The 12,409-nt window shown below is 38.0% G+C and carries 11 protein-coding genes and 1 tRNA gene; 6 read left to right on the forward strand and 6 right to left on the reverse strand.

Annotated elements, in window-relative coordinates; all coding sequences use genetic code 11:
- Window positions 1-671: 671 nt before the first annotated feature.
- The 3 genes from HNP38_RS00770 (at window position 672) to HNP38_RS00780 (ending at window position 4,352) form a co-directional block, all read left to right on the forward strand.
- A complete protein-coding gene (locus tag HNP38_RS00770) occupies window positions 672-1,184 on the forward strand; it encodes a hypothetical protein (protein ID WP_228460891.1) in 513 nt (170 codons plus the stop codon).
- Between the two features lie 260 nt (window positions 1,185-1,444).
- Window positions 1,445-2,833: a dihydrolipoyl dehydrogenase gene (gene lpdA, locus HNP38_RS00775; protein ID WP_184182969.1), complete on the forward strand. Its 1,389-nt coding sequence runs from the start codon at window positions 1,445-1,447 to the stop codon at window positions 2,831-2,833.
- Window positions 2,834-3,551: 718 nt separating this feature from the next.
- A complete protein-coding gene (locus tag HNP38_RS00780; RefSeq protein WP_184182971.1) occupies window positions 3,552-4,352 on the forward strand; it encodes a patatin-like phospholipase family protein in 801 nt (266 codons plus the stop codon).
- Window positions 4,353-4,522: 170 nt separating this feature from the next.
- On the opposite strand, the gene HNP38_RS00785 is transcribed toward HNP38_RS00780, so the two are convergent.
- From HNP38_RS00785 to HNP38_RS00795, 3 genes are all read right to left on the reverse strand, one after another.
- Window positions 4,523-5,248 (reverse strand): ABC transporter ATP-binding protein, encoded by a 726-nt coding sequence (locus HNP38_RS00785; RefSeq protein WP_184182973.1) that lies wholly within the window; start codon window positions 5,246-5,248, stop codon window positions 4,523-4,525.
- Window positions 5,249-5,330: 82 nt separating this feature from the next.
- Window positions 5,331-5,912 (reverse strand): hypothetical protein, encoded by a 582-nt coding sequence (locus HNP38_RS00790; protein WP_184182975.1) that lies wholly within the window; start codon window positions 5,910-5,912, stop codon window positions 5,331-5,333.
- Between the two features lie 406 nt (window positions 5,913-6,318).
- Window positions 6,319-6,392 (reverse strand) — tRNA-Arg (locus tag HNP38_RS00795).
- A 45-nt stretch (window positions 6,393-6,437) separates the two neighbouring features.
- On the opposite strand from HNP38_RS00795, the gene HNP38_RS00800 reads away from it, so the two are divergent.
- The 3 genes from HNP38_RS00800 to HNP38_RS00810 are packed head-to-tail and all read left to right on the forward strand — an operon-like array spanning window position 6,438 to window position 10,219.
- A complete protein-coding gene (locus HNP38_RS00800) occupies window positions 6,438-7,484 on the forward strand; it encodes an ABC transporter substrate-binding protein (protein ID WP_184182978.1) in 1,047 nt (348 codons plus the stop codon).
- Window positions 7,485-7,527: 43 nt separating this feature from the next.
- Window positions 7,528-8,172: a monofunctional biosynthetic peptidoglycan transglycosylase gene (gene mtgA, locus HNP38_RS00805; protein ID WP_184182981.1), complete on the forward strand. Its 645-nt coding sequence runs from the start codon at window positions 7,528-7,530 to the stop codon at window positions 8,170-8,172.
- A gap of 13 nt (window positions 8,173-8,185) precedes the next feature.
- A complete protein-coding gene (locus tag HNP38_RS00810; protein WP_184182984.1) occupies window positions 8,186-10,219 on the forward strand; it encodes a recombinase in 2,034 nt (677 codons plus the stop codon).
- Here the strand turns inward: HNP38_RS00810 and HNP38_RS00815 are convergent.
- Genes HNP38_RS00815 through HNP38_RS00825 form a run of 3 tightly spaced genes read right to left on the reverse strand, consistent with a single transcriptional unit; the run spans window position 10,197 to window position 12,408 of the window.
- Complete coding sequence (locus tag HNP38_RS00815) at window positions 10,197-10,490, reverse strand: hypothetical protein (RefSeq protein ID WP_184182987.1); 294 nt, start codon at window positions 10,488-10,490, stop codon at window positions 10,197-10,199. The two genes, HNP38_RS00810 and HNP38_RS00815, sit on opposite strands and share 23 nt — an antisense overlap.
- A 55-nt stretch (window positions 10,491-10,545) precedes the next feature.
- Window positions 10,546-11,649, reverse strand: a complete 1,104-nt coding sequence (recF, locus tag HNP38_RS00820) for a DNA replication/repair protein RecF (protein WP_184182990.1) — start codon at window positions 11,647-11,649, stop codon at window positions 10,546-10,548.
- 3 nt (window positions 11,650-11,652) lie between these two features.
- The gene (locus HNP38_RS00825; RefSeq protein ID WP_184182993.1) at window positions 11,653-12,408 is read right to left on the reverse strand and encodes a hypothetical protein; all 756 of its coding nucleotides are present in this window, start codon (window positions 12,406-12,408) and stop codon (window positions 11,653-11,655) included.
- Window position 12,409 lies beyond the last annotated feature (1 nt).

A 12,409-nucleotide genomic window follows, 5' to 3' on the forward strand; every position in this document is an offset into this window, starting at 1 on the left:
TTTTTAAAGAGTAAAACTTTATTGAAATTTTAACTCTTTCAATGGTGATTATTTTTTTGATCAGGGAGGTTTATCACCTCCTGAACCGTTTCTGTAAGGTCTTTTCATAGGCTTCCATTATTTGGTTTTTATATTATTTATTCAGGTAAAATTACCTTCTCACTACGACAAAACACGTCGCATTATTATCTTATACTATTATAGATGCATTTTTTATCCTTTGGGTTGGAAACAGATTGTAAAAAATAAGAAAGGCACGGAGCAGAAATCAATCCGTATTAGAGGTACTGCGAAGAACCCTTATCCCAGAAAGACCCCGCCCGTGCCCATATAGGAATACACGGGCGTAAGTCTATCATTTTAAGGGGATATTAAGAAGATTCGCAGTTTTCTAATACCTAAATGATAGCTTACGCTTTTTTATTTCGTTAAAATCAGGATGCTAATATATAAATATTTTCAATACAACATATGCCTGAAATATTTCAAACGGGGGTATTTTAATATATTTTTATCATTTGCTTTAATTTTTATGGGTGTATTTTATATATGCATGATTTTATCATTTAATTAGTGCAAAATGATTAGTGATAATTGGTAAATATTGTGTGTTGTTGATTTTTAAGGCAGGTATTTGTTATATTTGATATAATAACTAAATAAGATATATTATGGCATTTGACAATTTAATAAGTGTGAGTTTTTCAAACGAAGATCTGGCTGCCTTAGATCAGTCTATACAGAGCATTGAAAATATACTGTCAGGCAAGACCATTAATCTTACCCCTGACCAAAGGCAGCAGTATGGCAGAATTGCCGAACAGAATAAGCTGTTTGTGAATAAAGCGAAAAGCTATATGGAGCAGTACCCCCAGCATGTACCGGGCTTTCTGGATAAGGCAGAATTTGACAGGGATTATACGGCAAGAGAACAGGTAGAAGGAAGGCTGCAGAGGCTTGCCTCCATAGTAGAGCAGTTATCCGATACGAAGGTTCTGCTGGATCATGATAATTATCATAACTCCATTACCTTTTACCGGAATGTGAAGTTCCTTTCAGGAGAAAATGTTCCGGGAACCAATGTCGTATATGATGAGATGAAACAGTTTTTTGTGAGTGCAGCCGGTCCGTCTACAGCCATACCCCCTTCCGGAACGGTGCCGGAGGACCAGGAGAAGGACTGATAGCGTGTTGTATAACGGTAAAACCTCCGTTCATAAAGCATCGGCAGGCAGTAATGAAGCGTCAGCACCCCCTTGTGCAAGGGGGTGCTGACGCTTATGAAAGCCTCCGTAACCCATGATATAAATATCCTTTAGGGCTTCGCAGGCCAATTCAGTGATATAGCATACCGTCTACAGGTATTTATACATCGAAACATGACCTTATGGAGCATGATACATCCAATATTTTTCCTTAAATTCGCATAAAAATTTTTAAGCTAATGAACTACGATATTATTGTCATTGGAAGCGGTCCCGGAGGATATGTTACCGCGATCAGAGCATCACAGTTAGGTTTCAAAACGGCCATTATCGAAAAAGAAAATTTAGGAGGAATTTGTCTTAACTGGGGATGTATCCCGACCAAGGCATTATTGAAGTCCGCTCAGGTTTTTCATTACATCAACCATGCGGAAGATTATGGACTGAATAAAGTAGAGGCAAGCTTTGAATTTCCGAACGTGATTCAGAGAAGCCGCGGTGTTGCCGGTAAAATGAGCAAAGGGATCGAATTCCTGATGAAAAAGAACAAGATCGACGTTATTCTGGGTACGGCAAAAGTTCAGAAAGATAAAAAAGTTTCCGTTACGGATACAGACGGTAAAACAACCGAATATTCGGCCAGCCATATTATCATTGCAACAGGAGCCCGCTCAAGAGAATTGCCGAACCTTCCACAGGATGGTAAAAAAGTAATAGGGTACAGGCAGGCATTATCACTTCCTGAGCAGCCAAAATCTATGATCGTTGTTGGTTCCGGAGCGATAGGAGTGGAATTCGCAGATTTCTATAACACGATGGGAACCAAAGTAACCATTGTAGAATTCATGCCGAACATTGTTCCTGTAGAAGATGAAGAAATCTCCAAGCACTTAGAAAAATCCCTGAAAAAATCAGGAATCGATATCATGACCAATGCTTCCGTAGAAAGCGTGGATACAAGCGTAGAAGGCGTAAAAGCCAGCGTGAAGACAGCGAACGGAAACATTACCCTTGAAGCTGATATCTTATTGTCTGCGGTAGGTATTGCTGCCAATATTGAGAATATCGGTTTAGAAGAAGTGGGGATCCAGACAGATAAAGGAAGAGTTTTGGTCAATGAGTGGTATGAAACCTCTGTTCCGGGATATTATGCGATCGGGGATATCATTCCTACCCAGGCTTTGGCTCACGTGGCTTCAGCAGAAGGGATCACCTGTGTGGAGAAGATCAAAGGAATGCATGTGGAGAAGATCGACTACGGCAACATCCCGGGATGTACCTATTGTCATCCTGAAGTAGCATCGGTTGGTCTTACCGAAAAGCAGGCTAAAGAAAAAGGTTACGAGATCAAGGTAGGTAAATTCCCGCTTTCTGCAAGTGGTAAAGCAACGGCCAACGGAAATACGGATGGTTTCATCAAAGTTATTTTCGATGCCAAATATGGCGAATGGCTGGGATGCCACATGATTGGGGAAGGCGTTACCGATATGGTAGCTGAAGCTGTAGTAGCCAGAAAGCTGGAGACTACAGGGCATGAGATCATCAAGTCCATCCATCCGCACCCGACGGTTTCCGAAGCCATTATGGAAGCCGCAGCAGCAGCTTACGGAGAAGTGATCCATATCTAAGATAAAGATCTATTGATACAATATTAAACCACAGATTCTGTCTGTGGTTTTTTTATGAAAATCACTAAGCATTGTCATTCTGGATATAAGTTGAAGACTTACGAACGTAGTTCAGAAGTGAAATCAGGAATCTGAGAGCCTTTTAAGTTTTGAATATCTTTTTACCGAACTTGTTTAAACTTTTATTTTTAACCATAAAAGAAGCAAAAGTTTTAGATGAATGTAAAAAATAAGGCCTTAAAAAGCCCATTAAAGAAGAAAATCAAAGATTTTCAAAAACTTATGTGCTCTTCAATATACTTTGTAAGGAGTTTTTCATTAAACTTAAGTGTTTATAATAGCTTTTGTGGTTAAAAATAAAAGTTTAAACGGGTCTACCATTAAGAAATTAAGGATATCTCTCTTAATTTAAAATCAATGTATTGATTTCTTATTTTTTTTAACTCAATTAACTTAATGCCTTAATGTTAAAGTTAAGCATAAGCAAAGTTTATCTGAATAAAGCAAATTAAATAAAAAACTATTGAATAAAATTTGAAAAGACCTCAAATCTTTGAATACCATTTGCTAATTTCCATTCTGTATTCGGAATGACAGCAAGTGTAAAACTGTATAATCACCAAAATAAAAAACGAAGTAATTGTTAAAATAAGTTTAAAATTGGCATATTTAGAAAAATTAACCTGATTTTTCCGCTCTGTTTTCTTAATTTTATTCTATGAATTTTGAGAAAGTAGGGCTTGTTTTATCAGGAGGTGGTACCAAAGGCATTGCACATGCAGGAGTTTTAAAGTTTCTGAATGAAAAAAATATAAACATTGATGTTCTCTCATGCTGTAGTGCAGGATCAATAGTAGGCTGCCTTTATGCCGTGGGCAAAACACCCGAAGAGATCCTGGAGTTCTTCAATTCCATATACTTTTTTAACTGGAAACACTTTACATTCAATCAGCCGGGATTGGTCTCTTCCATTATTTTCAGGAATTACCTGAAGCCTATTTTTCAGGATATGAAACTGGGAGATCTGGATAAAAAAGTGAAAATAGTGGCTACGGAACTTGTTTCGGGAACCGAGAAGATATTTGATGATGATTTCAAAGTGATGGATGCCATTATAGCTTCCTGTTCCATTCCCGGTATCACGACACCGTATATTCTGGATGAGGAAATGTATTGTGATGGCGGCGTTCTGAATAATTTTCCTGCCGATATCATCAGGGATGACTGTGACCAGCTTATAGGGGTTTTTGTTTCCCCACCTAACGAGATCAGTATCAATGAACTGAAGTCTATCAAAGCCATTGTTTCCCGTTCTTATGATCTGCTGTCCTACAGGATCGAAAAAATAAAGTTTGATTATTGTGACTGGTTTATTTCTTCACAGGAACTTTCCAATTACGGTACTTTTGAAAGAAGGAAAGACCGCATGGAGGAGATTTTTAATATCGGATATAAAGCCGCTCAGGAAAGTTTTCCGGAAAGTAATTTCTTTACAAAGCTCAAACGCTCGGGGACTTAATTTTAAGATAAAACGGCCGTTTTCAAAAATGTTATTCTAAACACAGACAGAAGTTTTGCGAACAAAGTTCATCAATGCAGTGAAGCATCTCAAACAATTAATTTCCAGGACTTCTTTGGCAAGCACAGAAAGATGATGGTCAATTTTTCGACTTTTGAAACAGTCTCCTTTTAGTTATACTTTTCTATGGATATATCTTCCGTCTGGATGTAACTCGCAAAAGCTTCTTCCAGGCTTCCGAATTTTCCTTTAAACTCTTCAATCGGGCAGTCCTGCAGAATATTTCCTTTGTGAATAAGGATGACCCGCGAACAAAGGGCTTCCACTTCCTGCATGATATGGGTGGAAAGTAATACGGTTTTCTCTTTTCCTATTTCCTTTACCACATTCCGGATCTCAATGATCTGGTTAGGGTCAAGGCCATTGGTGGGCTCATCCAGGATCAATAAATCCGGCTGATGAATGATCGCCTGGGCAAGGCCTACCCTTTGTTTATACCCTTTGGAAAGCTGGCTGATCTTTTTGGACTTTTCGGGAGTGATTCCCACCAGCTCTATCACTTCATCTATCCTTGATGCAGGGATCTTGTGGATATTAGCTACAAACTGCAGATATTCCTTTACATACATTTCCAGATAAAGCGGATTGTTTTCCGGTAAGAAACCTATATTTTTTTTGCTTTCGATCGGATATTCAGAAATGTTTTTCCCATTAAAGATGATCTCTCCTTCATCTATCTTCAATGCTCCTACAATAGATTTCATTAATGTGGATTTCCCAGCCCCGTTGGGACCAAGAAGACCGATGATCTCATTTTTGTCAATGGAGATATTGATGGCATTGAGGGCGGTTTGTTCACCAAATCTTTTGGTTAGATTATTTATTTGAAGAGGCATAATAGGTTGATGATCTTTTTGCAAAAATAAAATAAAAAACTCATCCGGGTAGAATGAGTTAGGTTATCTTAAAAAAATATTGTTATTTCTTTGATTTCTTTGTTTTAGTACCTGAAGCGGGAGCCGGAGCTGCGGCTGCAGTGGTAGTAGCGGTACTCGTGGTAGCCGGTTTTACGGTATGAACGTTATTTACGGTTGCCGGCCTATCATACAGGCTGGATTTCCCGGTGGATTTTCCGAAGATCTTATCGATCTGCTTCTTGTTCAGAAACTGTGATTTTCCCACGTATTTTCTGTTTTTATTGATGAATTGGATAAACTGTACGGTAGGCTGCCCGTAGTTCTTTTCATAGTGAAGCTCAATGATATCATTGGGAAGCTCAAGGGTAATATTTCCAATAGGGGTATCAATAAAGCCGTCGGTGATCAGTTTATACAGGCCTTCGACATCGCCGTTTAAGTTTAAGAACGAAAAAGACCTGAAAGTATTCAGATTAGCCGTATTCAGATCCTGGTAATTAATGGTAAATTTATCTTGCTTTTTATAGAGACCCACTGAGTTATCTTTACCAATTTCCACTAAAGTTTCATTTTTTAACACTTTGATTTGTGAGAAAACAGAAATACCGAATAAGCAGGTAAGTAGTAGAATTATTTTCCTCATTTTGCTGAATTTTAATGTTTTATAAAATTGGTGTGTTTAAACTATACATGAAAACGCTAAGAACCATCTCTGTTTCTTTAAGCAAAAGTAGCATTTTTTTTTAATATTTGTGAATAGCAATATATTGATGTTATGCATTTCGTTTTATCCGGGATATGCTGAAAACTGTCTGTTTAAAAGATTATCCAGAAACATGCCATTATAGGATACGTAAATGAATTTTTTGTAATAATAAATTATTTTGTTTCTTAATTTGTTAAAATACAGAAAAATAAGTTTTCTAATTCGTAAATTAAAATTTATTTTGATCTTTTTAATTAAATCTTGCCTCCTTGTTAAAGATCAAAAAAAGAAATAATAAAAGTATATGATATGAAAAAAGCTCTGAGTAAATCTCAGAGCTTTGTGAGCGCGGGAGGAGTCGAACCCCCAACCTTTAGAGCCGTAATCTAACGCTCTATCCAATTGAGCTACGCACCCGTTTTTAGGTTTGCAAATATAGCACTTTTTTGCTTTCTTTGAAAGATGAAACTGAGAATTTTACTATTATTTACGTTTTGGATTCTAATTTCCTGTAAAAGAGAACAAAAAATATCAGCTGCAGACTGGGTTTCCATTTCAGACAGGCTTCAGTACAAGGAACACAATGGTGTGCTGCAACTGAAATCAGGAAATTTCACCTATGATTTTAAAGCCGGGAAAGTTCCGTTTAAAAGAATTGTCCTGCTCAATGCGAGTATGGCCGGCTATATTACCGAATTGGAGGCTGAAAACCTGATCATAGGAGTCTCAAGCCCGGAATATATTTATTCTGAGAAAATTCACAGCCTTCTTAAACAGGGCAGAATTCAGAACATAGGAAGCGAACAGAAATATGAAGTGGAAAAGATCATTTCCCTAAAACCTGATGCTGTTTTCACCAATTACATTGCCAGTTTCGACAATACCTACCAGCTTTTGAAAAATAATGGCATTCAGGTAATTTTTCTGGATGAATTTATGGAACAGAAGCCCCTTGAAAAAACAGCTTATATTAAACTTTTCGGAAAGCTTTTAGGGAAAGACAGGGAAGCCGGGGTCAAATATCAGGAAATTCAAAAAAATTATACTAAGTTGAAGCAGATGGCTTTAAAAGCTAAAACAAAGCCCATTGTACTGGCCAACGAAATGTATGGAGATGTCTGGTATCTTCCGGGCGGAAAAACCTATACGGCCAACTACATCTCAGACGCCAATGCCGAATACATCCTGAAAAATAATCAGGATGAAAAAGCCGTGACGATGAGCTTTGAAGAAGTTTTTGCAAAATCCGGCACAGTGCAGTATTGGGTAAATGCAGGAAATCATACTTCCAAACAGGAAATGCTGAAAGGAAATCCTTTTTACGGTAAACTGGAGGTTTTTAGCAAAGGAAAAGTATATGGGATCAACGGAAAAGAGAAGCAGAAGGCCAATGATTTCTTTGAAAGCGGGGTGGTAAGGTCAGATCTTGTTCTTAAAGATTATATCAAAATTTTCCATCCGGAACTTTTACCGGAATATCAACTCACTTATATGAAAGAATTACAATAGATCAGAGTATTTTATTTACTTTTGTACTTCCTTTTAGAAAGTTATGTGGAAAAAAATTAAACAAATTCTGTTTATCATTCTAATACTGAACGTAGTATTTATCATTTGGGGAAGATTCCTCAATCCACCTATTACGATAACGCAGATCGGCGGGCTGTTCGAATATGGAAAGCTGCAGCGGGATTATATTTCCTCTGAAGAGATGGGAAATAATGTGAAAAAAGCAGTCATTGCTTCCGAGGACCAGAAGTTCTTCACCCATAACGGTTTCGATTATACGGCGATAGAAAAAGCCATGAAGCATAATGAAAAAGGTAAAAAACTGCGTGGCGGAAGTACAATTTCCCAACAGACCGCAAAAAACATTTTCTTATGGCAGGGAAGAAGCTGGGTGAGAAAAGGTCTTGAGGCCGTTTATACATTCATTATAGAGAAATTCTGGGGCAAAGATATTATCCTTGAAAGATATCTGAATTCCATCGAAATGGGGCAGGGAGTCTTCGGAGTGGAAGCTGCGGCAGAATATTACTTTGGGAAACCATCCAAAGACCTTACGGCATCAGAAGCGGCGTGGATAGCGGCTGTACTTCCCAATCCTAAAAAATATGACCCTAAAAATCCATCGCCTTACCTTAGAAAGAAGCACAGCTGGATCATGAGGCAGATGAGGAATGTAAGTTTGAAATAGTATCTTTGTACTGATGATATTTTTAAATACCGGTACGAAAACTGTTCAGAATGTTCTTAAAAAATATTTTTCTTTTAAGAATGAAACCCTCTCCCTAGAGCCGTTGGCAGAGTTTTTGGAAACGGTAAAAAAAGCAAATTTTGCCGATGTTCTCCGCTTTCTTAAAGATCATCCTGATTACACGGAAAATTTCAGATACTACATCCATAATATCTTTGCGGGAAGGCCTTTCAACCTGTCTTTGACGGAAGCCAATATCCTTTCCGAAAATGCTTTTTTTCCGGAATTTAAAAAAAGGATTCTTAATACCCTTTTACCGCCTGTAGAGAATGAGAAAACGGTCTGGTATATGATCGATAACATCAGCCTGAGGCCTAAAAAGGATCTGAAATACCTGCATAATCTTCCGGAAAATGAGCTTGATGAGCTTTTAAAGATGCTGGAAGCTTCGGATTTTATCATAAAACCGGAAGTAAAAAAGGAAATGCTTTTTGCCGTCAGCATTCTTTCATGGAGGGTTACAGGAATGGCCATGGAAGTGGAGGTCGTAAGGATGGCACCGGAGTACAGGAACTTTGATAACCCTTTTATCGCATTACAGAACGAATTAGAGGTGTTGGCAGAAGCCTTGGAAAATGATCCCGGACTTCAGCTGCATTCCAAAGACGACCGGTATAAACAGATCAAAATATACATTCATCAATGTCTGGAATTCGTTAATATTGCTTTTAAAAATTCATCAAAATATGGGATCTCAGGGAAGATCAACCAATCCCTTCTTAAGATCAGGCAGCAGATCCAAAGGATCTATGAAATTGTAAAGCTGCTGGTTATTAATAATGAAGAAGATGTTTTAATTAAATCCAAACAGTTGATATTTAATGTATTAAGCTATAAATCCCATAAAAATAATATTTCTGAACTCATTAATGACAGCACAAGGCTGATTTCCCACCTGATCACCAACCACACTGCCGAAACAGGGACCCATTACATTACTTCCACCCGGAAAGAATATATGGAAATGTTCTATAAGGCAAGCGGCGGCGGGATCATTGTAGGCGCATTATGTATTCTGAAAATGCTTTACGGGTATATTCCCGGAAGTGATTTTTCCCATGCATTCTTATATTCCATGAATTACGCAATGGGATTCATCATGATCTACCTGATGGGCTTTACCCTAGCGACAAAACAGCCTGCGATGACGGCAGCTACCATGACCAAAGTATTAGCAGAAGAAGAGAACAGCAAGAGGAACAATACGGAATTCGCCCATCTCGTTTCCAAGCTTTTCAGAAGCCAGTTCATTGCATTTGTAGGGAATGTGCTGCTGTCCTTTCCGATAGCTTTGGCAATCATCTATGGACTGGATGTCTTTTTCTCACAGAATCTGGCCGTTGAAAAATCAGATAAGCTTCTTAAAGACCTCGATCCGTTCGAATCGAAAGCTATTTTACATGCCAGTATCGCTGGGTTTTATCTTTTTATTTCAGGAATAATCTCGGGAAACATAGGTAATAATTCTGTTTTCTACCAGATCCCTGAAAGGATTGCCAAAAACCTTTCCATACGGAAGCTTTTCGGAGCCGGATTTGCCAAAAGCCTCTCAGGATATTATGCCAGGAACTGGCCGGGGATAGTTTCCAACTTCTGGTTCGGGATCTTTCTTGGGGCTACGGCTCCTGTAGGGCTGTTCCTTGGGCTGGATCTGGATATCCGCCACATCACCTTTGCTGCAGGAAATTTTGCCATAGGATTATATGGGAAAGATTTCTCTGTGGATTCCTATACTTTCTGGATATCTTTTGTTACTGTTTTCTTAATAGGTTTCTTTAATTTTCTGGTAAGTTTCGGATTATCTATGTTCCTGGCGTTCAGGTCCAGAAAACTGAATTTCGGGCAGGTAAGCGAAATTTATAAAGAAATATTCAGGTATTTTTTCAGGAATCCGTTGAAGTTTTTCCTTCCGATACGTTCAAGGCTGGATAAAAAGGCAGATAACCTCATGAGCAATACCCTGCCTACAAAATCTGAAGGTCATTAAACTTTTCAGCCCCGAATCTATCCTGGAATTTTTTGAGATAGAAGCTTCGGCGCATTTTAAAATCATTCTTCAATAAAGGAGAATTGATCCTGATGATAACGTTCTTTTCTTTAAGATCCACACTTATGACCTCTTTAAACAGGCTTTCATCAAGATATTCTTCAAGAAAGTCTTTAATTTCAAATGCAATCAGCTTATCCTCGAAACCATATATTCTGGCAAAGGACAGTACAAGCTCTGAGGATTGATATTCGCGTTTTTTCTTCTTCATCGTATTCAGTTTATAAGCAGTGAAGTTGGTCGTATATAAAAAACTTTTACATTTTTCAAACCTCAAAGATCACACTTTTTTCATTAATTCTTTTTACTACGCTTTCCGTACGTTCTTTATGCGTATCCGTAATAAACATTTGTCCGAAATTTTCCTTATTGACGAGCTCTATCAGGTGCGAAACCCTCTGGTCATCAAGTTTATCAAAAATATCATCCAGTAAAAGAATTGGGCTTTTTCCCGTCAGCTCTTTCACGAGGCTCATCTGGGCTAATTTCAGAGAGATCAGGAAAGATTTTTGCTGCCCCTGGGAGCCGGTTTTCTTTATTAAAACATCATCCATCTCAAAAAGAAGATCATCCTTATGAATCCCTTTGGAAGTATAAGTGAGCATCCTGTCCCTTTCAATATGCTGATTTAAAAGCTCTTTAAACACTTTGTCAGGCTGAGCAGAGCCGAAGCCTTCACTTAGATCCGATTGATAATAAACGGAAACAGCCTCTTTCCCCCCGGAAATAATGTGATAAAAATTTCGGACGATCGGATTCAGCCGGGAAGCAAATTCTTTTCTTTTTTCAAAAATTTTAGAACCGAATCTGGTGATCGGATCATCATAAATTTCCAGTGAATCCCTGTCAAAAACCCGGTTCTTGGCAAAGTATTTTAACAAGGCATTTCTCTGCTGGATCGTCTTCTGATACTGGATCAGGTCAAAAAGATATTCCGGATCCGTCTGGGAGATCATGGAATCCAGAAATTTTCTTCTGCTTTCCCCGGAATCCGAGATCAGGTTAGAGTCATAAGGAGAGATCATTACACTGGGCAGATAACCGATATGGTCTGCGAGCCTGTCATAGCTCTTATCATTCTTTTTAATGATCTTTTTGGCTTCTTTTGGCTGGGAAATTTTAATGATGTCTTCGCTTTCTTCATTCAGGATCTCCGCATCGATGGTGAAAAAATTTTCATCATTTTTAATGTTATTAAGATCTGTATTTCCTAAAAAGCTTTTTCCTACGGATAAGTAATGCAAAGCATCCAGGATATTGGTTTTTCCCACACCGTTGTTTCCCACAAAGCAATTGATCTGCGGTGAAAACTCGAACTTTTTCTCAGAATGGTTCTTGAAATTGTAAAGGGAAAGTCTCTTAATAATCATTTGTCAAAAATACTTCATTATTACCAGAAATAAAAAGGGAAGTGCAGCGCAGCTTTCCACTCCGAAAGAAAAATAAGCATCATCCCTTTCGTTCTCGGCGTAATAAATAAGAATACAGGTAATGATACAGGCCATAAAAAATGCCGGAGAATACACAAAATCCAGATAAAAAATAGCCAGGATATTACTTACAAAAATCAGTAAATAAGCAAGATACTTTGTATTTTGAATCCCCATTAATTGTGGAAAGGTACGCACCGTGTCTTTTTTCATATCCCTGATATCAAAAGGAAGTACGAGAGCCGTAACGAAAAAGAAACTTATGAAAAATACTGGTAAATTGAATTCCGGTAAAGTAAGCCAGCAATTGACAAGTGCCCAGACCAACCCTACATAAAAAACCTTTAAGAAAGGGATCTTCCGGATATATACCTCAAGGAAAAAGCTGTTGTACAGAAGCCCCAGAATGACAATGATGAACCATTTTATCAGCCTCGATTCATTGTGATTATTAATGATCAGAAGGGCACATACGATCCCTGCCAGGGCATTTAAGATCAATATTTTCGAGAAATGCTGGGTATGCTGGTATTTTGTATACAGATAACCGCTGAAATAAGTGATGAAAATAAGGAAAACAGAAGGGAAACGGAACGTGTTTTGCTCTTCCATGAAAAACACTGCAAAAAGGGTTCCTGTTATAGAGACATAAAACTGGCTTTCTATGACGGATTTTTTCAGTATTTTTAAAAGGTTCATC

Origin of the sequence: Chryseobacterium defluvii, assembly GCF_014204415.1 — a bacterium.
Taxonomy (GTDB): Bacteria; Bacteroidota; Bacteroidia; order Flavobacteriales; family Weeksellaceae; genus Chryseobacterium; species Chryseobacterium defluvii_A.

Excerpts from the sequence above, each read along its gene's own strand:
- HNP38_RS00800 (WP_184182978.1), top strand. The coding sequence starts at position 6,438 with ATGAAACTGAGAATTTTACTATTATTTACGTTTTGGATTCTAATTTCC.
- HNP38_RS00790 (WP_184182975.1), bottom strand. The coding sequence starts at position 5,912 with ATGAGGAAAATAATTCTACTACTTACCTGCTTATTCGGTATTTCTGTT.
- HNP38_RS00825 (WP_184182993.1), bottom strand. The coding sequence starts at position 12,408 with ATGAACCTTTTAAAAATACTGAAAAAATCCGTCATAGAAAGCCAGTTT.
- HNP38_RS00810 (WP_184182984.1), top strand. The coding sequence starts at position 8,186 with ATGATATTTTTAAATACCGGTACGAAAACTGTTCAGAATGTTCTTAAA.
- HNP38_RS00785 (WP_184182973.1), bottom strand. The coding sequence starts at position 5,248 with ATGCCTCTTCAAATAAATAATCTAACCAAAAGATTTGGTGAACAAACC.
- HNP38_RS00770 (WP_228460891.1), top strand. The coding sequence starts at position 672 with ATGGCATTTGACAATTTAATAAGTGTGAGTTTTTCAAACGAAGATCTG.
- lpdA (WP_184182969.1), top strand. The coding sequence starts at position 1,445 with ATGAACTACGATATTATTGTCATTGGAAGCGGTCCCGGAGGATATGTT.
- mtgA (WP_184182981.1), top strand. The coding sequence starts at position 7,528 with ATGTGGAAAAAAATTAAACAAATTCTGTTTATCATTCTAATACTGAAC.
- recF (WP_184182990.1), bottom strand. The coding sequence starts at position 11,649 with ATGATTATTAAGAGACTTTCCCTTTACAATTTCAAGAACCATTCTGAG.
- HNP38_RS00815 (WP_184182987.1), bottom strand. The coding sequence starts at position 10,490 with ATGAAGAAGAAAAAACGCGAATATCAATCCTCAGAGCTTGTACTGTCC.
- HNP38_RS00780 (WP_184182971.1), top strand. The coding sequence starts at position 3,552 with ATGAATTTTGAGAAAGTAGGGCTTGTTTTATCAGGAGGTGGTACCAAA.